Source organism: Roseburia sp. AF25-13LB (assembly GCF_003478915.1).
GTDB lineage: Bacteria > Bacillota > Clostridia > Lachnospirales > Lachnospiraceae > Roseburia_C > Roseburia_C amylophila.
Genome location: NZ_QUFO01000003.1, coordinates 153,328 through 179,234, shown reverse-complemented (window position 1 = coordinate 179,234; position 25,907 = coordinate 153,328). Strand labels below are relative to the sequence as shown.

Annotated in this window: 22 protein-coding genes; 4 read left to right on the top strand and 18 right to left on the bottom strand. The window is 41.0% G+C overall.

Annotated elements, in window-relative coordinates:
* Positions 1-30 precede the first annotated feature (30 nt).
* From DWY37_RS06110 to DWY37_RS06070, 9 genes are all read right to left on the bottom strand, one after another.
* Positions 31-750, bottom strand: a complete 720-nt coding sequence (locus DWY37_RS06110; RefSeq protein WP_118541046.1) for a DUF4190 domain-containing protein — start codon at positions 748-750, stop codon at positions 31-33.
* A 33-nt stretch (positions 751-783) separates the two neighbouring features.
* Positions 784-1,014 (bottom strand): hypothetical protein, encoded by a 231-nt coding sequence (locus tag DWY37_RS06105; protein WP_022244117.1) that lies wholly within the window; start codon positions 1,012-1,014, stop codon positions 784-786.
* Positions 1,011-2,843, bottom strand: a complete 1,833-nt coding sequence (locus DWY37_RS06100) for an aminotransferase class I/II-fold pyridoxal phosphate-dependent enzyme (RefSeq protein ID WP_118544419.1) — start codon at positions 2,841-2,843, stop codon at positions 1,011-1,013. Before DWY37_RS06100 ends, DWY37_RS06105 begins: the two co-directional genes overlap by 4 nt.
* An 18-nt stretch (positions 2,844-2,861) precedes the next feature.
* Positions 2,862-4,901, bottom strand: coding sequence for a sulfatase-like hydrolase/transferase (locus DWY37_RS06095; protein ID WP_118541044.1), 2,040 nt, complete (start codon positions 4,899-4,901; stop codon positions 2,862-2,864).
* A gap of 15 nt (positions 4,902-4,916) precedes the next feature.
* Positions 4,917-6,404 carry an AAA family ATPase gene (locus tag DWY37_RS06090; protein ID WP_118541070.1) on the bottom strand — a complete coding sequence of 496 codons (1,488 nt, stop codon included), beginning with the start codon at positions 6,402-6,404 and terminating at the stop codon, positions 4,917-4,919.
* 151 nt (positions 6,405-6,555) lie between these two features.
* Positions 6,556-9,033, bottom strand: a complete 2,478-nt coding sequence (locus tag DWY37_RS06085; protein WP_118541042.1) for an ABC transporter permease — start codon at positions 9,031-9,033, stop codon at positions 6,556-6,558.
* Complete coding sequence (locus DWY37_RS06080; RefSeq protein ID WP_118541040.1) at positions 9,033-9,752, bottom strand: ABC transporter ATP-binding protein; 720 nt, start codon at positions 9,750-9,752, stop codon at positions 9,033-9,035. Before DWY37_RS06080 ends, DWY37_RS06085 begins: the two co-directional genes overlap by 1 nt.
* Positions 9,753-9,876: 124 nt before the next feature.
* Positions 9,877-10,740: a hypothetical protein gene (locus DWY37_RS06075; RefSeq protein WP_118541038.1), complete on the bottom strand. Its 864-nt coding sequence runs from the start codon at positions 10,738-10,740 to the stop codon at positions 9,877-9,879.
* A gap of 257 nt (positions 10,741-10,997) precedes the next feature.
* Positions 10,998-11,717, bottom strand: coding sequence for a hypothetical protein (locus DWY37_RS06070; RefSeq protein ID WP_330417558.1), 720 nt, complete (start codon positions 11,715-11,717; stop codon positions 10,998-11,000).
* A gap of 164 nt (positions 11,718-11,881) precedes the next feature.
* Here DWY37_RS06070 and bioB point away from each other — a divergent pair, with 164 nt between their 5' ends.
* A complete protein-coding gene (gene bioB, locus DWY37_RS06060; protein WP_022244125.1) occupies positions 11,882-12,865 on the top strand; it encodes a biotin synthase BioB in 984 nt (327 codons plus the stop codon).
* A gap of 181 nt (positions 12,866-13,046) precedes the next feature.
* Here the strand turns inward: bioB and DWY37_RS06055 are convergent, their stop codons facing one another.
* From DWY37_RS06055 to thrH, 7 genes are all read right to left on the bottom strand, one after another.
* Positions 13,047-13,259 carry a FeoA family protein gene (locus DWY37_RS06055; RefSeq protein WP_022244126.1) on the bottom strand — a complete coding sequence of 71 codons (213 nt, stop codon included), beginning with the start codon at positions 13,257-13,259 and terminating at the stop codon, positions 13,047-13,049.
* 123 nt (positions 13,260-13,382) lie between these two features.
* The gene (locus DWY37_RS06050) at positions 13,383-14,978 is read right to left on the bottom strand and encodes a MutS-related protein (protein WP_118541036.1); all 1,596 of its coding nucleotides are present in this window, start codon (positions 14,976-14,978) and stop codon (positions 13,383-13,385) included.
* A gap of 38 nt (positions 14,979-15,016) precedes the next feature.
* Positions 15,017-16,513: a C69 family dipeptidase gene (locus DWY37_RS06045; RefSeq protein ID WP_118541034.1), complete on the bottom strand. Its 1,497-nt coding sequence runs from the start codon at positions 16,511-16,513 to the stop codon at positions 15,017-15,019.
* Between the two features lie 40 nt (positions 16,514-16,553).
* Positions 16,554-17,450 carry a YARHG domain-containing protein gene (locus tag DWY37_RS06040; RefSeq protein WP_118088298.1) on the bottom strand — a complete coding sequence of 299 codons (897 nt, stop codon included), beginning with the start codon at positions 17,448-17,450 and terminating at the stop codon, positions 16,554-16,556.
* A 127-nt stretch (positions 17,451-17,577) separates the two neighbouring features.
* Entirely contained in the window at positions 17,578-19,227 is a 1,650-nt protein-coding gene (locus DWY37_RS06035; RefSeq protein WP_118544431.1) for a Na+/H+ antiporter NhaC family protein, read from the bottom strand.
* A gap of 43 nt (positions 19,228-19,270) precedes the next feature.
* Positions 19,271-20,326 carry a 16S rRNA (cytosine(1402)-N(4))-methyltransferase RsmH gene (gene rsmH / locus DWY37_RS06030; RefSeq protein WP_117697361.1) on the bottom strand — a complete coding sequence of 352 codons (1,056 nt, stop codon included), beginning with the start codon at positions 20,324-20,326 and terminating at the stop codon, positions 19,271-19,273.
* A gap of 2 nt (positions 20,327-20,328) precedes the next feature.
* Positions 20,329-20,928 (bottom strand): bifunctional phosphoserine phosphatase/homoserine phosphotransferase ThrH, encoded by a 600-nt coding sequence (gene thrH, locus DWY37_RS06025; protein ID WP_118541068.1) that lies wholly within the window; start codon positions 20,926-20,928, stop codon positions 20,329-20,331.
* Positions 20,929-21,071: 143 nt separating this feature from the next.
* Here thrH and DWY37_RS06020 point away from each other — a divergent pair, with 143 nt between their 5' ends.
* Together DWY37_RS06020 and DWY37_RS06015 are read left to right on the top strand one after the other, a co-directional pair.
* A complete protein-coding gene (locus DWY37_RS06020) occupies positions 21,072-21,473 on the top strand; it encodes an AEC family transporter (RefSeq protein WP_118541032.1) in 402 nt (133 codons plus the stop codon).
* A gap of 110 nt (positions 21,474-21,583) precedes the next feature.
* Positions 21,584-23,077 carry a hypothetical protein gene (locus DWY37_RS06015; protein WP_118541030.1) on the top strand — a complete coding sequence of 498 codons (1,494 nt, stop codon included), beginning with the start codon at positions 21,584-21,586 and terminating at the stop codon, positions 23,075-23,077.
* Between the two features lies 1 nt (position 23,078).
* Here the strand turns inward: DWY37_RS06015 and DWY37_RS06010 are convergent, their stop codons facing one another.
* Together DWY37_RS06010 and DWY37_RS06005 are read right to left on the bottom strand one after the other, a co-directional pair.
* Positions 23,079-23,366: a hypothetical protein gene (locus DWY37_RS06010; RefSeq protein ID WP_197420827.1), complete on the bottom strand. Its 288-nt coding sequence runs from the start codon at positions 23,364-23,366 to the stop codon at positions 23,079-23,081.
* 23 nt (positions 23,367-23,389) lie between these two features.
* Positions 23,390-23,923 carry a histidine phosphatase family protein gene (locus DWY37_RS06005; RefSeq protein WP_118177384.1) on the bottom strand — a complete coding sequence of 178 codons (534 nt, stop codon included), beginning with the start codon at positions 23,921-23,923 and terminating at the stop codon, positions 23,390-23,392.
* Between the two features lie 255 nt (positions 23,924-24,178).
* On the opposite strand from DWY37_RS06005, the gene DWY37_RS06000 reads away from it, so the two are divergent.
* Positions 24,179-25,888: a methyl-accepting chemotaxis protein gene (locus DWY37_RS06000; RefSeq protein ID WP_118544420.1), complete on the top strand. Its 1,710-nt coding sequence runs from the start codon at positions 24,179-24,181 to the stop codon at positions 25,886-25,888.
* The last annotated feature ends 19 nt before the right edge of the window (positions 25,889-25,907 follow it).

The window sequence follows — 25,907 nt, the reverse complement described above, 5'->3', positions numbered from 1 at the left end:
CACCTCTCTTCTTTTATTTTACGTTTCCTTTTAATAGTATCTGTAACTTCTCACCGGATGGCTTGCAGTATACACGATTGACAGAATTAAAAGCAGTACACTGATTCCCGCCAGCACAATGGTTGCAATTGCAAGTCCTTTTTTCTTCGTCTGTAAGCCCTGGAATCCACACCAGAATTCCAGCACAATTATAATTGCTCCGTATGTAATACCAAAGAAGGATAACAGCAGTCCCACCAAGCTGATTACAAAACCTGCAATCGTCCAGTTCTCCCTTGTCTTTCTGGATTTCTCCACAAACTGATTGGCACTGTTCTGTGGCGGGATATACCCCTGCTGTGGTGGCATGCCCTGCTGCATCGGTGCTCCCTGCTGCATTGGCATTCCCTGCTGCATTGGCATTCCCTGCTGTGGTGCCATACCCATCATATCAATGCGATGCAGTTCTACAAACAGCGGTTCTAAATCATCCCGGAAAGATTTCTTTGGAATGGCACCTACAAAGCCTTCCAGCCCTCTTGGTTTCTCAAAAGTTCCCATATATGCCAGCACAATCACTTCTGTTCCATGAATGTAATATTCTATAGAACGTTTTCCCTTCATCCACGGGTCATTAAAGAAATAATAATTGGCATTTGGCTTTGGTATCTGTACATACTGGTTGGCTGTCAGATAATTCTGAATCACCTGGTTAATCACCGCCGGTGCCGCATGCACGCTAAATCTGTATTCTGTTTTTTCTTTGCTCATTTTTCCTTCTCCTTTATATTATGTAAACCGCCTTTATTCCATCGGGCATCCCCGGCGTTCCGGTCCTTCCATGCCGCTTACATACCGGGCATTGAATTCCATATTAATCTCCCGGAGTTCCTTCTCTCCATCAATATATGCCTGATACATTTCCACGATTCCGGCACTGCATCCATCGCAGGTTGCAGAAATATTTCCCAAGGATTCTGCAACAATTGCCTCACGTTCTTCTTTTGTTGTATCTTTGATTAAATATCCGCTCATCCTAATTCTCCCTCAGTATATATTTTTAAGTTTCTAATTAATTTCTCATTTTCCTCAAATTTACGAATTGCAAGACGAATATACTGTTTTCCATCTGCCACTTTTGCAGTCAGATCTTTGATTAAAAATCCTTTTTCAAACATTTGGACACACAGTTCCTCACTTGTTCCCTTTACCACTTCACACATCACATAATTTGCCTGTGTTGGAATAATACGAAGATATGATATTTGTGCCAGGTGTTCTATCATCTGACTTCTAGCCTTTCTAAATTCAGTCAAAGCCTCCGCATAAGTCTTTTTATACTTATTAATGATCTGCATAAAGAACTCTCCATAGGAATTGATATTCCAAATTGGCAATTCTTTTCTCACTTTATTGAGTAAATTCATATCTGCCGAAGCCAGAATACCCAAGCGTATACCCGGAACACCATAAGACTTTGATATACTTTTTATCACATACAAATCAGGATATTTTTCCAGAATACGGTCTTCTATAAGAGTAACATTTTCTGATTCTGATATTTCTTCTGTCTCCACAAAATCAACGAAGCTTTCGTCTACTATCACCTTTATATTTTTCTTTTCTGACCACTTTATAATTTTTATCATTTCTTTTACCGGAATATAATTGCCCGATGGATTATCCGGATTAATCAATACCAAAATACTTATTTCCTTATCTTCAAAAAACTCCATCAGTTCTTCTGCGCCATAATGGAAATCCTTATTTTCCGGGTAATAAATCACTTTTTCGCCACTATATCTATTTGCATATTCCTGAAACGTTGGCATGATTATCCCCATTTTTCCATGCAGGATATCCAGCAAAGCTTTTATTAATTCTGCTGCTCCATTTCCCAACACAATATATTCATTTTTTACGCCAAATACATTTGCTGCTATAATGGAATCTACTTCTTGTCCAGACGGATACTGTGTAAGTAATTTTTCAAAACTAGATATCAATTCCATTTTCATTCTTTGGGGTGGAAAATACGGATTTACAAGATAGCAATAATCTATCAAATGAGGATATCTCCAAAATCCTCCATATCGGTACATTAATTTTCTGTAACGTGCTCTGGCATCTGTCTCAAACATGGATTCTGCGATATCTAAATCCTGCATATCATCTATTTCATACCACTTCTGCCCGGTCAGTCTCTTGACGCGAATTTCATTTGTATCCAGCATTGCAATTAATTTAATTACCGATTCATAATATTCATTTTCTCCCATTGCTTTCTCGTACGCTTCCAAAAAAGGCACATATACGTTCTCTGAAAATCCAGCGCTTAATTTATAAATATTTACCGTCTTGTAATACTTCTCCTTTTCGGCAAAATCGAAATATTTTCCGGGGATAAAGTCCAAAATTCTGTCATCTGCATCTATTACCATACAGCTTCCATCCATCCAGCTTTCAAATTTATCCACTAAAGCTAATGATTGTCTTTCATCCTCAAGTAACATATCTATGACTTTTTCTTCAAAAACAAGATCTGATTCCAGCAATATGGTATCTTCCTGGCACAAATATTTTTTTGCCAGAGACAATGAATATATATTATTTGTCTTTTCATAATCTGTATTCCAAACATACTCTATAGAAGTATTAATTTCTAATTCTGCAATAAAATCAATCAGCTTTTGACCTTCATAACCAACAACAATCACTATCCGGGAAAATTGTTTCTTATCCAATATTTTTAATGCACGTTCAATCAAGGAAACTCCATTTACTTTTACCATGCACTTGGTATTATTTTCAGTTAAATGTTTTAACCTTTTTCCCATTCCTGCCGCCAAAATCATTGCCTGCATGCTATTCCTCCTTGTTGTCTATTCATAAATAATATGTTCCCGTATTCTTTCTATAAAAATATTTTCATATTCTTTTAATATAGCTTCATCCTCCACTTTTTCCCCATCCCGGTATAATCCATATACTTTATAATCTCTCAGATGAAATCTGCCCTCATTATCTGTAGCCTCAGAATTTACAAAATATATCTCATATTCTTTTGTATTTGCTACTGCAGTATATACATCTCCCGGATGCAGCGATTCTGTAATTGTATATTTTCTTTCTTTTCCTCCGAATGCTTTGGGTAATCGCCCATCAATTTTTGCATCACTCATTTCAATTCCAGCAAGTTTACACATGATTGGAACATAATCCGCTGTAGAAATCATTTCATCTGTTATCTGTTCTTTCACCCCGTCGCCCCGAAACATAAATGCCACTTTCGTTCTTTCCTTTGAGAGAAAATTTTTATCCGGTGATACAAGATAACCCTGTCCATGATCGGCAAAAAGACTGATTACCATTTCATTTTCTTTATAATTGTTTTGAATGTATGAATATAAAAATCCAAACAGCATATCAAAATACTGTATCGTTTTCTTATACATCATACTCTTTTTCGGACTATACTTCTGTTTTACTGATGTAAGTCCTTTATCATCTAATGAACGTTCCTCCAATGTCAGATTTTTCTGGACTGCCAAAGATAAATCCCAGCCATCTGCCACATCATGCAAATCTCCTACTGTCATCCACAGATACTGGTCTGTTTCTTTAAATGTTTCTAAATGCTCTATCACATTCATGATTTCCTGTTCTGCTCTCGCTCCCATAGATTGTATATGATAAATATACTGATCTACACCTCTGGCGAATCCATAAGAGTAAATGCATCTCCAGTCACCATCCAGTTTGCAGGTATAGTAGCCTGCTTTTTTCATATATTGTGATAAAGTCGGAACTGTTTTTGGCAATTCACCATCTATTTCCCCATGAAACATCATATGGTGCAATGTATTCAATCCACTTTCATAAGTTGCCAGGCTTGGGAAAGTCCATTCTGAACAACTGAATGCATTTGTACATATTGTACCTTTTTTAAAAAAACGATAAGTATTGGGCATTAGTTTTTCAAAATCAGGACCATTAATCACTTCCTGTGCCAATCCATCCACAAAAAAACTTAAAACTAGTTTTCTTCTCTTCGGGTTATGTCCTAATGGTATAGGATAACCATAATAAGCATTTTTTTTAGACTTTATTAAAGTATCCTTTTTTACTCTATAATAATTAAAATGTCTTGCATCATATTGCGGAATGCTGTACACTTTACCATCTTCCTTAACAAAATGAATATTATTTTTTTCAGTACTTGCAATCGGTTGTAAATACTCTTCCGTGCTTCCTGCAATTTTAGTATATGTTCCACATTTACTATATTTCAAGAATTCTGCCTGTGTCCGAACTAAACTTAAATTTTCTTCTCCAATATATAGTTGTATAGGTGCCCTATATATTCCTATATAACGCTGTTCATCATCTTCAACCCAATATTCTTTTCCAATAATATTATCTTTAATATTTCGTGGGGCAGTCACATATTTTCCAAAATAGCATGTAGAACGGTCAATAAAAGAAAGCATTTTCCCCACCTGTTCTGAATTATTTCCATCTTCAATTGTGTTCTGTACGCTTGCTTCAAACTGCGGCTGCAAGATTTTAATCTGTTCCTCTGTATCCCTATATATTTCTGTTTTTTCCAGTTTAAAATAATTACAAAGAAAATCCGTTATCATATAATTCTTCAAGGCATCTAATATTTCTCCCTTTTCCTGATAAATACAAGCCTGATAATAATATGCTTCATAACTTGTAGGGAAGTTACGCAGACATTTTTCTATAATCTGCTGTGCCAGTTCCAAATCACCTATACTCATTGCCTCAATGCACTCATAAAACCATAAATCCCTGTCATACGGACATTCTTTTCTGTATTCCTGCAAATCATCTGCTATCTGTTCTAATCTACCCTCTTCAAACTCTTTTTCAATTCTGCTTTTTAAAGATTTTTTCATTGGATTTCCTTTCCTTTACGCGAACAGCTTCTTCACATTTTCAGCATCAAAGGTTACGGATGGCACATGGTCTACTTCGATCTGATAAAGGGCATTGGCTGCTAAATGTTCCGCTGCCTGTTCTAAATCACGGATACCGGAAGTATGCTTAAACTGCTCTACAATTGCATCCAGTCCATCCTCTGTTACAACACATTCACCCTGATGCAGGCCGATTCGTTTTAATACCTTCGGCAGTGCAAACCGGGAGAAGATAATCTTCTTTTCTTCTGATGTATAATCCGGGATATCAATTACTGCAAAACGGGATAAAATCGGTGCACTGATATCGGCTTTATTGTTAGCAGTAGCAATCGGATAAACTCCCACGGTCGGAACCATACATTCCATATAGTTGTCGGTAAATCCAAGGTTATCTAACAAGGTTAACAACACATCTGCCGGGTTTCCGTTTCCTTTGCCGGATGCTGCTTTATCTAACTCATTGATAATAAATACCAGATTGGATTCTCCTGCCATGGAAAATGCTTCCATGATAATTCCAGGCTTTGCATTGGCATAAATGCGGGAGCTTCCGGTCAGCTGCTCCGGGTCATTGATGGAACTCATATCCAGCGTTGTCCAAGGCAGCTTTAAGATTCTTGCTACCGCATAGGCTATCTGGGATTTTCCGGTTCCTGCCGGTCCCACCAGAAGCAGTCCATATGCCGGCAGGGTATGGGTTCTGTTAATCTGAATGATGGTTTCCATGATACGCTGTTTTACTTTCTCCATGCCATATAACTCTTCATCGAGAATCTTTCTTGCTTCTACCGGATCAATTGCCTCAAAATAATTGCTCTTCCACTGGATATTCATCATAATAGACAATGCTCTCTGGGCATGACGGCGTTCCTCCGGTGATACCTCATGGGAGCGTGCTACTGCAAGGTTTCTTCTCGCCCAGAGGCGGATATTATCCGGCATGGTTCTGCCGGCGCAAGTCATAAAATCGGAAATGCTCTGTAAGCTGGTCAGCTTCATATCATCTCCATTTTCATCCTCTTCTTCCTCGTCCATTTCCTCTGTCGGTGCACTGCTGGCAAGAAGTCTCTCTATCATAAACTGTAAAAATCCATCCTCTGCCGACAATTTGGTTCCTGCACCAAAGGTTGTCTCCCGAATCTTGTATACAGCATACCCCTCTTCCCGGTTTTCTCCGGAAAGGCGCACACTGATATGATTTTCTCCCAGCCATTTAATCAAGCTGACGAAACGTGCATCTATTTTTAAAATATCTGCGCTGTAAGTCTCGCTTTCCTCTTTAAATTCAAAAGCAGTCTGCTGGCTCTGGTTTGCAAACACTCCTCCGGAATGATGTTTCCACTGACGTTTTTTATTATCTAATACAAGAATCGGCTCATCCGCCGTCTTCTCCTTCTCATTGGACTGAAACGTTGTATAAGTGCATACGGACTCTGTTTTCTTCTCACCTGGTGCATTGCTAAAGTCAAAAACTGGCATTTTTCTCTCTCCTGTATTTTTCATTTGTCCTCTTAAACTGATAAAAAGACCTTTTCTCTCAGAATACCACAAGGGTTCTGAAAAGAAAAGGTCTATTCATCCACTTATTCATCCACTTATTCATCCACTTATTCATCCACTTATTCTCCGCTTACTCTACACCTTTTAAGGTTTCTACCATATTGAGACTGCGGATTCGTTTTGAGAACATAAAGCTTACCAGCATCGAAATTATCATAACCAGAATACCGGCTATGATATAATCCACCGGTGCCAGTGACAGATTATAATCGAAATTCTCTCCATTGGTATTTATCATTGCATTTAATGACACATTTCCAAGCGGTGCTCCAATAAGGATTCCGATGATGCTCAGCCACAGATTCTGTATGCTCAGTATTTTTCTTATTTTAGAAGATTGTAAACCCAGTACCTTTAATGTTGCAAATTCTTTTACTCTTTCATTAAAGGAAAGGACTCCGGAATTATACAATACCACAACTATCATAAGTATTGAAAATACCGCCATCATAACAACCATCATATTGATTACCGACATGCTGTTTTCATACGCCGCCTGCATCTCACTTTTACTGTTCACCCCGGTTACATAACTAAGGTCAGCTTTATCTTCTGCCGCTCCTTCATTCGTCATCAGAAATCCCGGTGTATATTCTGCCCCTGTTTTCTCATAGTCTTCTCTCAGATATGCGATTCCCTGGGATTCAAGGCTTCGGTAAATTGTTCCGACTTCTGCTTCATACCAGGTATTCTTACTATAAAGATGCCAGTAAATGGTATCTCCTTTTTCCACATGAAGGTCTTCCGCCAGCTTGCGGCTGATTCCAACGGTTCCCGGCGTCAGATTTTCCACCTGATTATTTAAATCCAGTATATTATAGAGATTCTTTCCTTCTAATACTGTGATGGTCTCTTTCTTCTTTTCTTCTGATGGAGCATTTTTCTTCTTTGCCACCTCTATCTGGTTTACCATCACTACTTCACCATCCAGTTCCTCCGCCATGGCATCTGCATCTTCCGTCTTAGCATCCTCAGAGAATTTAATCTGATATTCGCCTGCACTCACACGGTTAAAATTGATTTCCACCATGCTTCCCAGCAGCTCATTACAGCCAACCGCATATACCATAAGCAGCATGCCTACTGCTGTTCCGATCACACACATAAAGCTGCGCAGTTTTGCCCTGGAAATATCCCTGAGATTATACTGGCTGGTAAAAGAAAGTTTTTCCCAGAATGGCAATTTTTCAAAAATACAGTTCTTTCCTTTCTTCGGTGCTGCCGGCCGCAATGCTTCTGCCGGTTTAATACGAAGCAGTTTCCGGCAGCTCATATAGGATGCAAGCACACATACTGCCACGATGCCTGCTGCAATGATAAAATACATCGGATGGAATACCGAATGCAGACCCGGCACGATATACCAGTTTGCAAACATACCAATGACTGCCGGGCTTCCCCACAAAGTTCCTGCCAACAGTCCAAGAACGACTCCAACTACCGAAACAACAAGACTGAAACTGATATAATGCAGCATGATTTTATGCCGTTTCAAACCAAGGGCATTCATGGTTCCTATCTGGGTACGCTGCTGTTCTACCATTCTTCCCATGGATGTTGCAATTACTAAAATTGCGATTCCCACAAATATAATGACAAATAAATAGGAAAATGACTGATGTTGTTCTAATTCACTGTCTAATCTTACCAGTCCCGGAATGGATTTTCTGTCTACAATGGCTGAATAATCACGGTCGATGCTTTCTGCCAAAACCTCTTCATGAGCAAGCCCGCCGCCATCGGTGGTTACAATAATCATCTGGGTATACGGCATCATTTTGGCAAGCTTTTCGTCGCTGACTTTATCTATCATCTGACCTAACATTTCCTGGGTAATGTCATCTTCTGTAAGTCCTGCCTCTTTTAACTGCTCTACTTTTTCATCTAAAGCAATGGTATTTTTCTTAACATCCTTCCAGGTGATTTTTCCTGTATCAATCATGTGATTTATATAATCACGGATTGGGAATGCATCATAAGACATATATGCAATGGCAATATTTTCAAGATACATATCCGCATCGCCATCTGCCTCACGGAATTCATACTCTGCGCTCTCTATCAGGCCCTTTACCTTTCTGATAAATGTAATCCCGTTGTATTCAATGGTAAAATCATCTCCGACTTTAATGTTCCGGAATTTTGCGAATGCATTGGCAAGCCAGACACCATCTGTATCTGTCGGATCAAAAGGTTCTCCTGAAATATAATATGGTGTATCTACAAGATTTTCCCGCTCCAGATACAAATCTACCTGTGCGCCATCACAATCCGGTGCACTTCCTGTTACTGACATCCGAAGCTGGGCATCTTCTACAAAATCCAGTGCTTTTACCGTATCCAGTTCATCCCCGGAAAATCCCTCCCCATACATCCAGATATCGGAAAGATTACATTCTTTGTGATAATTCTCTCTTGCAACTTTCTGTGACAAAACATGGCCTTCAAATGTACAGAACAGTGCCATTGCCAGTGCTGCAAGCAGAAAAACCGAAAAGAAGGCTCCAAAATTGGCCTTGTAGTCACGCAGCATTTTGCGAAATAGCATTACCACTCCACCTCCTCTACATCCAGTGGGTGTTCATTTTCCACAATTTCACGTATTTTTCCGTTTTTCATACGAATGACTTTATCTGCACATTTTGCAATATCTGCGTTGTGAGTTACCAGAATGACTGTATCCTGATTTTCCCTGCTGCGTTTCTGCAACAGCTGCAATACGATCACTCCCGTTTCTGAATCCAGTGCTCCGGTAGGTTCATCTCCAAGAATAATCCGTGGTTTTTTGGATAATGCCCTTGCAATGGAGACACGCTGCTGCTCTCCACCGGATAGCTGCGCTGGAAATTTATTCTTATGATCAGCAAGACCAACTGCCTCTAACATTTTTCCCGGATCTTCTGCATCTTTTACTATACTTCTGGTCAATGCTACATTTTCATATGCTGTAAGACCTGGCAGCAGATTGTAAAACTGAAAAATAAATCCTATTTTATCTGCCCGGAAATCCGATAACTGTTTATCATTCATCTCTGAGACAGTTTCTCCATCAATGATAACCTGTCCCTCTGTTGGCTGGTCCATTCCCCCTAACATATTTAGTACCGTCGATTTTCCTGCTCCTGACTGTCCTAAAATCACCACAAATTCTCCCTCGTTAATTGTAAAGTTCACATGATTGACTGCATATTGCAGTGCTTCTCCTTCCCCATAAGTACGGACTACGTCCTTAAACTCAACAATTGTTTTCTTTGTTTCCTTTTTCATATTTCCATGTTCTCCTTCTTTCACGCAAGTTAGTCGTGTCTAATCGGGATTATAGCACAAAAATAAAGATAACCAAGTTCCGGTTATCCTGTTGAAAAATATTATCATTAATTTTTAAATAAATTTATTCTGTTAATCCTTTGATTTCATCCACAGATAATCCTGAAATTTCTGCTATCTGCTCCAAAGAAAAGCTGCCCATCCTGAGCATCCGGGTTGCTGCTTTAACAGATGCCTGTTTTTCACCTTGTTCTACCCCTGCCTCAAACTCCGCTTTGCGAAGTTTCTTTTCTTCTTCCACTTTATCATATTCGAAAATACTCATCGCAACTACCTCCGCACGATTCTTTTTCAGGAAATCAGCAAGTATATTCTCCCGGATGCATTCTGTAACCGCTCGTTCCACAGCATCCTCCAACGGAAGCTGCTCTGCATACTTTCTGACTTTCGTCACATACTGCGCATACTCCTTTAATTTTCGGCAATGCTGCATTAATTCGCAATTATGTCCTTCATTGATATTTAATGTTGTCACAATCAGTTCCAATGCCGGTTCTGCTCCGGTATGTAAAAAAGCATCTGACAACCGGCTGATGCAACAGTCCTCTAACGGCTCTATTCCATTATAAAAAACAAAAAAGCCGGGAGTCGGAATCTTTTGAATTGCAGATGAATATAACGATTTCCGGTCGATGAGTTTCTGGTATTCCGCTGCAATATAAAACAAGTCCCGAAGAGGAATATTGGGATTTACTGTAGACTGATGTTCATAAAGATAGAGATTCATGTCTAAAATAAATGCCAGATCATTTTTCATTCCCATATAAATAGCATTTTCCAATGTTACAATTTCCAAGTCATCGGGATTGGTATAATTCCGTTTGTTTACCGCATTATAGAGTGACAGAAGTGACTCCCTGTCTGAAAAAAGCATACGAAAAATCGTATCCTTATAATTGCGGTTTGCTGCTGGTACTTTCTTTGTCATATGTAGTTCCTCCTTTGATTTGCAGGAAGCTGCTACATACTCCTTTTCCTGTAACTTCTCCTGCTTTTTATTTAATAAATGGTATAAAAAGCATAGATAGATACAGAAATGTCATAACGCTTAAGACTGCCAGAATGGAATAATAGAAAATGCTATCTGGATTGTATTTTATGCTTTGGATTATTGTATCACAAAGATTTTGTCCCCGGCAATCCTTTTATGAATATTTTAGATTTCTAAGAATCCCTTAAGTTTTATTAATGGGTCTGTTCATATTCTAAGAATTCTTTTGTCTTAGACCAGTACTTGATTCCCCAGTTTTCAAAATTCCATTCTTCCATATAGGCATTGCACTCATAATCCACATAATAGAGGACATTTTGCCACAGGATAAAATTTGTAGGGAAATAATCAATATTTGTATGTGCAGCATATAACTTTGTGCACATTTCTTTTACCTGTTGCAGGCAGATTTCCGGCAGTGCATCCTTTTCTACCTGCTGATAGACAGTGTCTCCCGGAATGTATTCCTTTAAAATGCGTTCCTGTGTTTCATCGATATCAAGCAGCTTTGGCATGGTAATTCCAATTTCCATAAGCCGTTTATAATCCCTTTTTTCAGCCTCTAACTTATTATCAAACTGATAATAACTGCATGGTTCATGGTGAATCTGTTTCAGGACATATTCCTTCTCCCCATCCGTCACAAGATAGGAATAGCCGCCTTTCCCCTTTCCAAGCAGTTTTTTCACTTTATATTCTTTTCCGTTTAATGTCATTACCTCTTCTTCCGGCAGCTCCATTTCCGCTCCGATATCCAGTTTCTTTTCATAAGCCAGCTTATCCGCCATGCGGATGCTGCGCTGTTTTCCGGTATCATCCACCAGAAGAATCGTAACCATCGGTTCTTCCCCTTCCGGCCGTCCTTCACAGCCGAATTCATCCTCAATAATATCTGTGATTCTATATGTTTTCATCTGCCATTCCTTTCTCTTTACTTTTTCATCTCATCATCTTTCATTATACCAGTTTTTCCTGTTTTTGTATTGTCAACTTATGTATTATTGCAGGTTGACATTCTATTGATTTTTGTTTATCATAAAGAACTGTAAAATTCACACAGATACAAAGGAGACAAACCATGGATGCACTGACACTGGCACAGGAAATTATTGACGGACGACGCATTACGAGAGAGGATGATTTATCCTTTTTTCTTACCTGCGATTTAAAGGAATTATGCGAAGGAGCCGACAAAATCCGTGCTGCAAGAATTGGAGATAAAGTAGATTTATGTTCTATCATAAACGGACGAAGCGGACGCTGTCCGGAAGACTGTAAATATTGTGCCCAGTCTGCACATAACCATACCAACTGCGAAGTATATGACTTCCTGCCGGAAGAAGATATCATCAAAGCCTGCAAAATGAACGAAAGCGAAGGCGTTGACCGATTTTCTATCGTAACTGCGGGAAAAGCACTGACCGGTCCGGAGTTTGAAAAAGCCATTCACGCCTTTGAATCCATGCATCGGGAATGCAAAATCGATTTATGTGCTTCCATGGGATTTTTAGACGAAGAACAACTGCACCGCCTTCATGAGGCAGGCGTTACCAGCTATCATCATAATATAGAAACATCACGCCGGAATTTTCCAAATATCTGCACCACCCATACCTACGATATGAAAATTGAAACTTTAAAGAAAGTAAAAGCGGAAGGCATGTGCGCCTGCTCCGGTGGTATTATCGGAATGGGCGAAACCTGGGAAGACCGTCTGGATATGGCAGTAAGTTTAGCTGAACTGGGAATTGATTCTATTCCAATCAATGCTTTAATGCCAATCCCGGGAACTCCTTTAGAAAATCTGCCGCAGTTAAGTGAAGATGATATTCTGCGTACCATCGCATTCTTCCGTTATATCAATCCGGATGCAAATATCCGTCTGGCTGCCGGCCGTGCGCTGCTTACCAACGATGGTGAAACTGCTTTTCAGGCTGGTGCATCTGCAACCATTACCGGAAATATGCTGACTACCGTTGCCTGCGCTACCATAAGAAGTGACCGGAAATTGTTAGAAGATTTAGGCAGGGATGTAACTCCGGATTACTGGAAAGAAGCATAGTAGATTCCGCAGTCTGCTGGGCCTGCCACCGACAGATTCTTATGAACATTTGGTAGCTCCTATAGGATCCGGCAGCTCCTTACGGATGCATGGCAAAAAAAGGAAGCCGTTCCAATGGAACTGCTTCCCTTTTTTTATGCGGATAACCCACAAAATATTTTCCCGCGTTTATACGATTTTCCTACACCTGTATTCGGTCTGCAATTTCATTTCCCATTGCAAATCTGCTGTCTTTTGCCCCAATAATTACACAGTCACGCATTTTCTGGATGAGCTGTATGCGTTCCCCCTCATCTACAGAGTGGCTATGCAAGAAATCAAGCACTTCCGGCTGACCAAACATCCACTGAATGGTATAGGTTTCACCTGGTGTTGCTTTTGACAATGCCTGCATAGAAATTCCTCCTTTTCTCCTATTGTAGTTTTCACCTGCCCTGTTAGTCAATTGCTATCTTAGTTGCAATCTTCCAACAAATAGTATACGTATATAACAGGAGTAAGATACGGATTTTCTCTTTTATCTTTTTAAAATATCTTCCAAATCCAGACCATAACGTTTGGCAATATCTCTTGCATAACTTAAGCCATCCGGTGTCGTCCGGATGACCCGGTAACTCCGGGTACCCTCTTCTTTACTTTCCATCATTGCCACCAGATTATCGATTTTGCCTTTATTCTCCGGATGCTCATTATAGGTATCCAGCTGTTGTGTCAAATCATGAATATGGGTCACATAAAGGCCACAGCAGCCGATAATTCCGATTCCGGTCAGCACCTCTGATGCTATGTAGCCTGCCTCAAGTCCACTGGTACTGGAAAAAGATTCATCCATCAACAGCATATCCGTATCTGACAGTTGTTTCATGATTTCACTCAGTCTTACACACTCACTTTCCAGTCTGCCCATTCCATAATTATTCTCATCAGAGGATGGAAAATGTGTAAATATTCCAGACACCGGACTCATTACCGCCTCTTCTGCCGGAACAAACAGCCCCAGTTGGAATAACGCCTGCGCCATTCCGATGGAATAGGCAAAAATAGATTTTCCTCCGTGATTTGGGCCGGTTATCAGATAGAATCTTCCTTTTTCATCCAGCTCAAAGGAATTAGACACAATTGTTTCCTCTACGGAATTCACTGCCAGCATGGGATTGTATACATGCTTTAACTCACAGCGTTTCTCCTGCATGGATGCACTCTTCGGTCTGCACATGGCAAATCCCTTTTCTTTCATGGAACGGATAAATTTTACTCCGGCAGTCAGAAAACGGATATCATCCAATAAAGCAATAAACATATTTGTATTAATGTGATAATAATTCTGCACCAGCGGTTCAAACTCCCTCAGCGACTTTGCAAAAATAGTCTGCAAAGCTGCATTCATGGAATAGTCTATAGCATCCTGTTCATCATTGTGTAGCACCCTGCTCAGTGGATAGAGTGCCGACATCAGATGCCATTTATCTTTTTTCCCTTTTTTCAAAAGCCGGTCCATGATAGTTCCTGGATGGAACTGCTCCTCATTGACAGAAATCAGTCCGGCTTCTTTCGGTCTTAAATTGCCATCAAGATTAATACCTACGGTTACGCTTTTGATATGCCCGAAGTTCAGTTCCATTTTCGGAAGTTCCTCATTCAGGCTCTGGTACTCGCTGCTTGCTACGATTGAGTGAATTTCTTTTTTGAAATTCTGCATACCTTCCGAATGAATCTCTGCTTTTTCCAATGCATCCGCAAACAGATTTACAATTTCCTGATACATTTCAAGATATCGCACCGAACGCAGGGCTGAATCCGTCGTAAAATCACTGTTTAATACTCTTCGCATATCATTGATATTATAAATAATGGATACTGCCTTGCAAAATGCCTCGTAAAGTGATGGATTTTCCACCAGATCTTCTACTACGCCCAGACGATACTCTAATACCCGCTCATCTGTAGAGAAGAAATTTTCCAGTGAAAGGTCTGCCACTCCCCGGTAACTTTCCTTAATCAGTATTACCATAGCATCAATTTTTAATGCCTGGATAAATTTATAATCCTTCATGGGAACGGCTTTGTTCCGGTCATAATCCGGTGGATATAATAAATGAAAATCTGTCTGCATTCCACTTACGCTCCTTTTCTCTATTGTGCCCTTCTCTGTCACGCATCTGAACGTGAATATGCATTTTTCATCTGGCTGCTTAATTCAAACAGTACCTTATCCAAAGTATCCTGTGTTTCTTTCTTAAGCATTTCTGCTATCGCATTATTTGCCTGCTGCATCAGTTTCTGTCTGTTTGCTGCGTCCTTTTCTTCTGCCAGAAGTGCATCATAGGTATGCAGCAGTTCCCGCCCTTTTGCCATCACATGCATCTGATAGCGTTCGATGTGAAAAAGGGATCTGTGATAAGAGGCATCTGCCATAGCTGCAATCATACGGCTTGCCCAGTAGAAATTATCTGTAGAAACTTCTCCGGTGGTATTGGATACATATTCCGGCGTTGTCTCCACTTCACCATAAAATGGAACCAGCACATTAAATGCATTGGATGCAAATGCCACCCACTGTATAATGCTTCCTGTATTTTCGGTAATGTCTGCCTGCTCCGGCCGCATTTCAATGACAGAAAGGAAATCATTCCGGTTGACTCCAATAGAACGGAATGCGCCCTTCATGGATTTCTCTCCATAAGAACCGTATGGGTCATAAGGTGTTCCCTGAAAATGTGCGGACAAGACATATTTTACATCTTCGATTGTTACCTTTTTCTCCGGTTTTAAGCACCATGGAATATCATCGGATGCCGGCGTATAATCAGCCTGCTCCCCATCCCATTTATAGGTATGTGGGTTGAGATAACGCTCCATAAACCAGGCTCTTGGTGTATTGTATACATGGTCGGAATCATCATGGGAACCAAATGCATCTCTTGGATTTAACTTTCCATCCAAAGAAAGGTCAAGATGATTCTTTTCAATAAATTCCCGCAGATCCTTTGAGCACATATAGTCCTTCTGTGTAGTAAGGGCATCCTCTAAATCAAAGCTGTCAAGTCCCAGCTGGTTTGGCATTACCACATAGACATCATCCGGCACTCTTCCTGCCATCCAGTGATGTCCGCCAATGGTCTCAAGCCACCAGATTTCATCCTTATCCTGAAATGCAATTCCATTCATCTCATAGGTTCCATACTGCTCCAACAAACTGCCCAGGCGAATGACACCCTCTCTTGCACTGTGAATGTACGGAAGCACAATGTATACAATATCCTCTTCTCCAATGCCGCCGATAATCTCTTCCCTGCCATTTTCTGCCGGATGGTAGGTCACCAGAGGATCTGCTCCTAAGACGCGGGGATTGGAAGTTATGGTCTCTGTTGCAGTCATGGCAATCTTCGCCTCATTGACACCGCAGGCAGCCCAGACACCTTCCCCTTCTACCGCATTCGGCATTGCCGTGTAACGCATCGGATGCTCCGGCAATTCTATTTTCACATGAGATAATACCGACTGATAGATTGTCGGCTGTTCTTCCGGATGAATTACCACATATTTCTTAGGTGTAAAATGTCCGGCACCGGAATCATCATTTCGTGCAATTATGGTTGCTCCATTATAAGAAGCTTTTTTCCCTACTAAAATAGTTGTACATGGCATATCTGTTCTACCCCTTTTCCTGTTTCATTGAATGTTATTTCTAACGATAGCCCATCTTCGTCTCATAGTTCACGATGGTATCCTCATTGGTTCTCTCTATTTCCGATAACATATCTTCTTTGAAATCGTCCGGTTCAATGGTTCCGTTGTACCAGGATTTTCCATCGAAATATTCCTGCAGTCCTTCATCTAAGAATTTTCTTCCATGTCTTGCATAGATTTCATTTCTGGCAATCCGAAGGTCCTCCTGGGTCAGATTCTCCAAATCAGCTTCCGTTAATAATCGGCTGGCACTCTCCGGAAGAATATATTCTGCTTCCTCTTCTCCAACTGCTCCGTCTGTTCCCATGTCCTCATTTCCGGTTGTATCTTCTTTATTTATTACTTCGGAAGTTTTCTCAGATGCTTCCTGCTGTCCGCTTACACCTTTCCTATCTGTCTGCTCTGTAGACATTTCCGTCTCTGTGGTCTGCTCCGTTGTAACCACCGGCTTATCGGTAATATCATCCTGCTTTGCCGGCTGATTGCCCTTGATAAATAACAATACTATAATTGCAATCAGAATAATAAGAAGAACTGCTGCACCGATTAATAAATATACCATGGCACCGGAGCCGGATTTCTTCTCAGTTTCATTCTTATTTTTATTTGATATTTTTTCACTGTTCTTTGTTTTTGTTACTTTCTCATTCTCATTCTTTTTTTGTTGTGGATGTGGTGCCGGGCTTGCCTGTCTTACCGGGGTCTGCTGCTGTGTCGGTGCCTGTTGCGGTACTGAGTTTCTCTGCGGTACCGGAGTCGGTTGATTTACCGGTGCTTTCTGCGGTGTCGGATTTGGCTGGATTGCTCCCGGCTGAAAAGCTTCTACTTTCGTTCCGCATTTGGTACAGAATTTTGCATTTACCGGTAATGCATTTCCACATTTTGTACAAAACATTTTCTTTCCTCTTTTCTGTTATTTTATGTTTCTTTTGTTTCAAATTTTCAAATTATTTTTATTATAGATTCTATTGTACAAAAATGCGGGACACCAATTCCGTATCCCGCATTATCTTTTTTATCTTTTAAATTTCTTCCCGTCCTGTTCTGGAACGAATTACGAATAATACACCAATTAATACCACGATACAAACCGGAAGTGCCAGCCATGAAATTCCTGCCAGTCCGACTGCCTGCAGGATACCAATCAGGAAATAGCCTAATAAGCAGACAACCGCAACAGTCAATGCATACGGAAGCTGGGTTGCTACATGGTTGACATGCTCACAGTGACCACCGGCAGATGCCATAATTGTGGTATCTGAAATCGGTGAGCAATGGTCTCCACAAACAGCTCCTGCCAGACAGGACGCAATGGAGATTACCATCATCTGTCCACTTGGGAATACACCAAGGACAATCGGAATCAGAATGCTGAAAGTTCCCCAGGAGGTTCCGGTTGCAAATGCCAGGAACGCTGCTACCAGGAAGATAATCATTGGCAGGAAGCCCTGCATTGCATTTGCTGAATTTGCTACCAGATCAGCCACGAATACTTTTGCTCCCAAGAGATTGGTCATTCCGGATAAGGTCCATGCCATAGTCAGAATCAGAATCGGAGCAATCATTGCCTTAAATCCTTCTGGAATACATTCGGTAAATTCCTTAAAGGATAAAACATCACGCATCATGTAATAGATAAAAGTAAATACCAGTGTTACTGCACCACCAAGAACCAGTCCGACGGAAGCATCACAGCCAGAGAATGCCTCTACAAAGGAAGTTCCGCTGAAGAAGCCACCGGTATAAATCATGGCTACGATACAGCTTACAATCAACACAGCTACCGGAAGAATCAAATCCAGTACGTGAGAGTTTTCTTTTACAACTTCCTCTTCATTATCTTCATACGGTCTTCCCGGTGTGGTAAACAAATCACCTTTGATTGCATTCATTTCATGGGTTTTCATCGGTCCGAAATCCACGCGCAAAAGAGTAATTCCAATTAACATTACCAATGTCAGCAATGCATATAAGTTATATGGAATTGTCTGGATAAATACCGCAAATCCATTGATTCCGGAATCTGCCGGAACAGAAGAAGTAACTGCTGCTGCCCAGGAACTGATTGGTGCGATGATACATACCGGTGCTGCCGTTGCATCAATAATATAAGATAATTTTGCACGGGACACCTTGTGCCGGTCTGTAACCGGACGCATTACACTTCCTACGGTCAGACAGTTAAAATAATCATCCACGAAAATCAATACACCAAGAATCATAACGGAAATCTGCGCTCCGATTCTGGTTTTAATATGCCGGGATGCCCACTTTCCAAATGCGGCAGAACCACCTGCACGGTTAAGAAGGGATACCAAAATGCCAAGCATGACAAGGAATACTAAAATTCCCACATTCCATGCATTCGCAAGCTTGTATACCATACCGCCCTCTTCTTGGAAGAAAATGGTATTTATCATCAACTCAAGGTTGAAGTTGGAATACAGCAAACCTCCTGCAATAATTCCTGCCAGAAGTGAGGTATATACTTCCTTGGTAATCAGTGCCAGTCCGATTGCAATAACCGGCGGAAGCAATGATAAAATTGTCGCATAAGCTTTACACTGATAGCTGTCAGCATCAGCAATTGTTCCAGGTGTCTGGCTTGTTACGACCATAAGTATCACGATAATCGCAATAAATACCAGCATACCAATCTGTTTTCTTTTCATTTTCACTGTTTTCGTCTCCATCTCATTGTATTTTCAAAATAACCTACTCTGCCTTAATTGCCCAGCGCATCTTAGTAGAACGTGCCCGTCCGTTCTGCGCACACTCCTGTGCAGATGGGCGGATTACATCTTTGGCATAATCGGCATAAATGCCTGCCCGATAGCCTTCTTTTAATGCTTTCTTTACTAACTTGTCTTCGCCGGAATGGAAAGTTAAAATTGCAGCTCTTCCGCCCGGTTTCAATGCATCCGGCAGTTTCTCCATGAATTCATACAGTACTTCAAATTCACGGTTCACATCAATACGAAGTGCCTGGAAGGTTCGCTGGCAGGTCTTTTTTATCGTATCCTTCTTCTCTTTTTCCGGTAGAAAATCAAGCGTCTTTTCAATGATATTCCTTAACTTTGTGGTGGTATCAATCCGGTTGCCTTTTCGAATCTCATCGGTAATCGCTTTTGCCAGTTCTTCACAGTATGGCTCATCCGAATTTTCATAAAGCATTCCCGCCAGTTCATCCTTTGTAATGGCAGCCAGGCGTTCTGCTGCACTGATTCCGGCTTCCTGGTTCAGCCGTAAATCCAGTGGGCCATCCACTTTAAAAGAAAATCCACGCTTCGGATTATCAATCTGCATGGAAGATACACCCAGGTCCGCAAGAATAAAATCAAATCCGCCGGCTTCTTTTGCAATTTCATCTATCGTACAGAAATTCTGTAATCGTATTGTCAGAATATCTTCTCCAAAACCGGCCTCTTCTAACCGCTTTCTTGTCCTGGCTGATTCCTCCGGGTCTACATCCGTTGCATAGATATGTCCCTGCCCGTTTAAGCACTGCAGCATGGCTTTCGTATGACCGCCATATCCCAAGGTCGCATCAAAGCCTGTTTCTCCCGGCTGGATTTTTAAGAAATCCAGAATTTCATTTACCATTATGGAAATATGCATTCCGGCAGGTGTGTTTCCTTTTTTTATTACATGCTCAATCGTATCTTTATATTTTTCCGGCTGAAGTTCTTTATATTTTTCTTCAAATTTCTTCGGATATTTTCCACTGTAACGCACCCTGCGTTTGTGGGTTGTCTGGTTTTCCTCTGCCATAATTAAAAAGCCTTCTTGATTGCTTCCATTAACTCATCATAAGTCTCAAATGCAGGCAGTTCCGGATGGTCTTTCTTAATCTGCTCGGTGCTGCGGAATAAGAATCCTGCTTTACTTGCCTCAATCATTCCAAGGTCATTGTGGCTGTCTCCGCTGGCAATCGTCTCATAACCAATGGACTGTAATGCTTTTACTGTAGTCAGCTTGGAATTTTCAATTCTCATCTTAAATCCGGTAATCTCACCGTCCTCTGCCACCTCCAGAGAATTGCAGAAAATGGTAGGCCAGCCTAATTTCTTCATCAGAGGTCCTGCAAACTGGGTAAAGGTATCACTGATGATGATAACCTGTGTCATGGAACGAAGTTCATCTAAGAACTCTTTTGCTCCCGGCATCGGGTCGATTTTTGCGATGGTTTCCTGAATCTCTTTTAATCCAAGTCCATGTTCTTTTAAGATGCCAAGTCTCCATTTCATCAATTTATCGTAATCCGGTTCGTCTCTTGTAGTTCTCTTTAATTCAGGGATTCCGCTTGCTTCTGCAAATGCAATCCAGATCTCCGGTACCAATACTCCTTCCAGATCAAGGCATACAATGTTCATGTCCATAATTAATCCTCCATACAAACATATTTAATTCAACAAATTACTTCCCTAAAGTATACCTTATTATGAATAAAAGTACAAGAAAGAACCTCATTTTTCAGAAAGCCAAAGCTTTTCTCATAGCCAATATGTGACAAGCTATGTTAATCTTACCAGAGGTATCGGTACACCATACAATTACCTCTGTTGGAAATGTAAGCTTCAGTCTTGCGCTGATTTTCCTGGGTGCAGCTCTTTCTTATATTTCCTTAAAGAATCTCGACTTTATTTATGATTATTTCTTTCTGGTAATTGTCAAAATGATTCTGATTCCGGTTGGTGTTGCAGCCGTGGTATCACATTTCCTTACTCCGGCCGAAACAACCATTCTTACCCTGATGGCATGTATGCCAGCCATGTCCGCCATTCCGATGATGGCAGAAAACTACCATTCCAATGTGGAATTTGCTTCAAAGACCTGCTTTGTCATGACACTTTGCTCCGTCTTTACGATTCCGCTGGTCTTCTTCCTCTTAGAACTTCTCGGCGTCCACATTGGCTGATGATTGGTCTTCTTTCTGAAATATGCTATAATGAGCACTGCGTACTAACTTAATAGTGACTTATCAAATGCTTATTTTAACTTTAAGAAACCCTTCAGAAAGGAGTCTCCATGAGTATCTTATCCAACCTATCCAGTAAAAAACGTACCTTTGAAGTAGCAGAACCGGACCGGAAATACCTGGCACAGGGCATCTTCTTCATTGCCCTTGGAACCATTCTTATTTCCTGCATTACCGTTACAGAGCTTGATCTGATGTCTCGTTATCTGCTGCTGGCTGCCGGTATTATCCTTGGTATCTTCGGCTGTTTTCGATTATTGAAATTCCATAAAGACGCCAAAGCTTTCCGCGACTACGAACCTGCCTGGGACAAAGGCAGAGGCATGTATGACCGGTTTGCCAAAGAATATAACCAGTGGAACGAAGATGAAACTCCTCCGGTAAGCTGTGATGGTGATATTACATATTTTCTGAAATTACAGCAGGAACGTCTTAAGGAAAAGGGACTTCATATGGAAAACCGTGTCATTCCGGGAAAGGGAAATACTTTTGGTACTGCCTGTCTCACCCACAAGAGTGCCTGGTATACCTCGGATACAACTTATGAAGAAATCCGCCATAAGTTCTCTTTTTCCAATGCTTCCGGCGAACTCTATTCCCGTGATACCGAGCAGGTTATGTATGAAACAATTGTACACAGCCCTAACGAACAGCAGCTTCCCTTTATTACCGCAACCTGTCCAAGCTGTGGTGCCGTTAATCTGGTTTCCAATCTGACGGAAGGCTGTCCTTACTGCGGTACAAAATTTCGCATAACGGATTTATTTCCCCGTGTCATGAATTTATCCTTTGTAATAAATCCATCCTCTAACCGGAATATGCAGGTATTTCACAATACCATTTTACTTACCATGCTGGCATTTTTTGCTGGATTCTTCCCATTCTTTCTCATTGAAAAACAGGAAATTCTTCCTCTGGCACTGTTCTCTGCTTATCTTGCCGCACTGATTGGTGGCGGATTCTTAGGCTTGCTGTTAGGAGATTTGCTGCTTCTTATGGGGCTTGGCAACCGTGATGGCATGAAACATATTTCGGCTTTTGGCTTTCTGCGTACAAAACGGAAGTTAAAGGATACGATGCTTCGTTATGATCCGAATTTCTCTTATGAAAAGTTTGAAGGCCAGATGATTTCTCTTGTACGCATGGCGGTATTTTCCAATGACCCATCCACGCTTTCTTCCTATCGTGGTGGTACATTAGACGAGCGTTTCAAAGATATCATTGAAATGACTTATACCAGTGGCATGACACTGAGAAATCTGTCCGTGGAAAACAATCAGCTGCATATGACCTTACGAACCTGGTGGATAAATTACAGCGAAAAAAATGGAAATATTTCCAAAACCGGTGACTGTATTGATGTCACTCTTTTGCGAAATATTTCCACTCCGGAACCACCTGGATTCTCCATCAGTTCCGTTATCTGTAATAGCTGCGGTGCCAGCTTTGATGCAGTACGACAGCGGTATTGTCCATTCTGTCACAGCGAATATCATATGGAAGATAAGACTTTTATTATCGAAGATATGAAATTAATCCGATGAACTATTCTTTTTCTTCAAAACCATGCTGCAGGAATTCATTCCATGCAGCATTGGTTTTTTCTAATTCTTTTTTCTGCATAATCGCATTCCGGTCACTTAAAATGGCAAGCATTTCATCTACAATTTCACCCTCCGGCAGATATTCATAGTGTGATAAATACCATAACATCCTCTGTGCCGTAAAATCCGTATTCAGATTCCGGGTAATGACATCACAGAATTCTTCCGGATACCCCCGCTCTGTCATGATATGATAAAGCTCTATACTCTTTTCCGACTTCGGTTTCATTTTCCATTCCTGCCCTTCGTCTCTTAGAATTCATATTTTAATATGGCACAGTTCTTCACGCCAAATGCAGCATATTCTTCATTGGTCATTTCATAAAAATAGGACTGCACAACTCTTGATATGCCATTGTGTGCCACCAGAATATAAGTCTTATCGGAAGCTGTTACTTCATCCAGAAGATTGTAAATTCTCTGTGCCAGATGCAGCATAGATTCTCCGCCGTCATAGCGGGTGATAAACTGTCCCTTTGCAATCTTAAATTCTGCTCCATCCCGCGGTGTGGATTCAAATCTGCCAAAGTTCTGCTCTTTTAAACGAAGCTCTTCCCTTGCCGGAATTCCGGTAATTTCCGAAATATGCAATGCAGTATCTTTTGCCCGGATTAATGGGGAATATAATATTTCATCCGCCTTTATGCCTTCTTCTAATATTTTCTTTCCGGTCTCAATTGCCTGCTTATGTCCAAGCTCAGTCAGTGCAATATCTGTTGCACCACATATCTTATTTTCTACATTCCATATGGTCTGTCCGTGCCGGACAAAATATACATATCCCATACTGTTATCTCCCTTAATGCCTTATTTATGTTCTTCGTCATTTTAGCGGTTCACCGGAAAAATGTCAATTTTCATATGTTTAAACAAATTTGAGGAATAATCAGTTTCCAAGTCACTTATTGTCTAAATAATTTTGACTTATTTCCCATAAAGTAGTAAAATTATGATAAATATTTAGATTTTCGCTTTTACTTTTACTATTGTATAACGCAATTGGTGCCATAGTGCCATTGTATATAACGAAGGAGGAACGTTATGTTTGAGAATCTTAAAATTAGAAAACGTCTGGGGAAGGCATTCCGTATTATCGTGACATCCTGCTCCATCGCAGCCGTCCTTGGTGTGGTTATGCTGATTGTAACCATGACTCTGTATAAGAATGCCCTGAACAATTATGGTTTTTCACAGGGTGACATCGGCAAAGCAATGGTTGCCTTTACCGATACCCGATCTGCCACCCGTGCTATTATCGGATATGATGATGACAGTCTGATTAGTCAGATGTCCGATACCCATGATGAAAGAAAGGCCACTTTTGAACAGTATTGGGAAATCGTAGATGAAGTTACTACCACCAGCAAAGAGCAGGAAATCTATGATTCCATTGATGCCAAGCTGGAAGATTACTGGACTACTGAGCAGAAAGCAATTGATACCGGCAAAACAACTGACCCGGGTCAGAGCGCAAAAGCCCAGAATATAATGGTTGATGAAGTAGCCCCATTATATGATGAAATCTATTCCGGAATGAGGGACTTGATGAATACCAAAGTAACAGAAGGAGATCGTTTAGCAGATACACTTTTTGTTGTTTCCCTTATTTTTATCATTATCATTGCTGTAATTATTATCGTATCCATCCTTGTTTCTTCCAAGATGGGAGCTTCCATTGCAAGGGGAATTTCAAAACCTTTAGTCGCACTGGAGAATCGTCTTAGCACTTTTGCACAGGGTAATTTACATGACCCTTTCCCGGAGGTGAAATCCAACGATGAAGTTGCAAGTATTGTAGCCACTTCTACTGAAATGGCCGAAACACTAAACGCACTCATCACTGATGTAGGTGTTCTGATGGAGGGCATGGCAAATGGTGATTACACCATTCAGTCCGAGCATTCCGACAAATATGTCGGTGACTTCGAACAGTTACTGACCGCAATGCGTGGCATGCGTGATGCAATGGTACATACTATCCAGATGATTGGAGAAGCTTCTTCCCAGGTTTCTGCCGGTTCCATGAACCTTGCAGAATCTTCCCAGAGTATGGCAGAAGGTGCTACTGAGCAGGCCGGTGCCGTACAACAGCTTCAGGCAACAATCACTGATATTACAAGTAATATTGAACAGTCCGCTGATCAGGCTCAGATTGCTTATGATCAGGCAAAGCAGTATGCTGCTGAAGCAGAAGACAGCAGTGCTGAAATGAAAGCCATGGTTGATGCTATGGCACGTATTGATGAAACTTCTAAGAAGATTGGAAATATTATTTCTGAAATCGAAGATATTGCTTCCCAGACCAACTTACTTTCTCTGAATGCTTCTATCGAGGCTGCAAGAGCCGGCGAAGCAGGACGTGGATTCGCCGTTGTTGCTGACCAGATTCGTCAGCTTGCAGAGCAGACAACCAAATCTGCTGTAGATACCAGAGACTTAATCGAAGGTGCCCTTCAGGAGATTGCTGAAGGTAATGCTGCTGCAGACCATGCTGCTGAATCTATCGGAAACGTTGTAAATGGTATCCAGCAGATTGCTGAATCTTCCAAGCACATCAGTGATGTTGCTAAGACTCAGGCAAATGCCATGGATCAGGCAGAACAGGGTGTAAACCAGATTTCTGAGGTAGTTCAGTCCAACTCCGCATCCGCAGAAGAGACCTCTGCTACCAGCCAGGAGTTATCTGCACAGGCAACTTCCTTAGATGAACTTGTTGGAAAATTCATCTTACCGGAAGACACTGAACAGTAAAATATACCAAAGCCCGTGA

Bases quoted from the DNA above. Each gene is read 5' to 3' on its own strand.
- DWY37_RS06095 (WP_118541044.1), bottom strand. From the start codon at position 4,901: ATGAAAAAATCTTTAAAAAGCAGAATTGAAAAAGAGTTTGAAGAGGGT.
- DWY37_RS06000 (WP_118544420.1), top strand. From the start codon at position 24,179: ATGTTTGAGAATCTTAAAATTAGAAAACGTCTGGGGAAGGCATTCCGT.
- DWY37_RS06010 (WP_197420827.1), bottom strand. From the start codon at position 23,366: ATGAAACCGAAGTCGGAAAAGAGTATAGAGCTTTATCATATCATGACA.
- DWY37_RS06110 (WP_118541046.1), bottom strand. From the start codon at position 750: ATGAGCAAAGAAAAAACAGAATACAGATTTAGCGTGCATGCGGCACCG.
- rsmH (WP_117697361.1), bottom strand. From the start codon at position 20,326: ATGGCAGAGGAAAACCAGACAACCCACAAACGCAGGGTGCGTTACAGT.
- DWY37_RS06105 (WP_022244117.1), bottom strand. From the start codon at position 1,014: ATGAGCGGATATTTAATCAAAGATACAACAAAAGAAGAACGTGAGGCA.
- DWY37_RS06035 (WP_118544431.1), bottom strand. From the start codon at position 19,227: ATGAAAAGAAAACAGATTGGTATGCTGGTATTTATTGCGATTATCGTG.
- DWY37_RS06090 (WP_118541070.1), bottom strand. From the start codon at position 6,404: ATGCCAGTTTTTGACTTTAGCAATGCACCAGGTGAGAAGAAAACAGAG.
- DWY37_RS06050 (WP_118541036.1), bottom strand. From the start codon at position 14,978: ATGCAGACAGATTTTCATTTATTATATCCACCGGATTATGACCGGAAC.
- DWY37_RS06070 (WP_330417558.1), bottom strand. From the start codon at position 11,717: ATGAAAACATATAGAATCACAGATATTATTGAGGATGAATTCGGCTGT.
- DWY37_RS06040 (WP_118088298.1), bottom strand. From the start codon at position 17,450: ATGTTTTGTACAAAATGTGGAAATGCATTACCGGTAAATGCAAAATTC.
- DWY37_RS06080 (WP_118541040.1), bottom strand. From the start codon at position 9,752: ATGAAAAAGGAAACAAAGAAAACAATTGTTGAGTTTAAGGACGTAGTC.
- bioB (WP_022244125.1), top strand. From the start codon at position 11,882: ATGGATGCACTGACACTGGCACAGGAAATTATTGACGGACGACGCATT.
- DWY37_RS06055 (WP_022244126.1), bottom strand. From the start codon at position 13,259: ATGCAGGCATTGTCAAAAGCAACACCAGGTGAAACCTATACCATTCAG.
- DWY37_RS06015 (WP_118541030.1), top strand. From the start codon at position 21,584: ATGAGTATCTTATCCAACCTATCCAGTAAAAAACGTACCTTTGAAGTA.
- DWY37_RS06085 (WP_118541042.1), bottom strand. From the start codon at position 9,033: ATGCTATTTCGCAAAATGCTGCGTGACTACAAGGCCAATTTTGGAGCC.
- DWY37_RS06020 (WP_118541032.1), top strand. From the start codon at position 21,072: ATGTTAATCTTACCAGAGGTATCGGTACACCATACAATTACCTCTGTT.
- DWY37_RS06045 (WP_118541034.1), bottom strand. From the start codon at position 16,513: ATGCCATGTACAACTATTTTAGTAGGGAAAAAAGCTTCTTATAATGGA.
- DWY37_RS06075 (WP_118541038.1), bottom strand. From the start codon at position 10,740: ATGACAAAGAAAGTACCAGCAGCAAACCGCAATTATAAGGATACGATT.
- thrH (WP_118541068.1), bottom strand. From the start codon at position 20,928: ATGAACATTGTATGCCTTGATCTGGAAGGAGTATTGGTACCGGAGATC.
- DWY37_RS06005 (WP_118177384.1), bottom strand. From the start codon at position 23,923: ATGGGATATGTATATTTTGTCCGGCACGGACAGACCATATGGAATGTA.
- DWY37_RS06100 (WP_118544419.1), bottom strand. From the start codon at position 2,843: ATGCAGGCAATGATTTTGGCGGCAGGAATGGGAAAAAGGTTAAAACAT.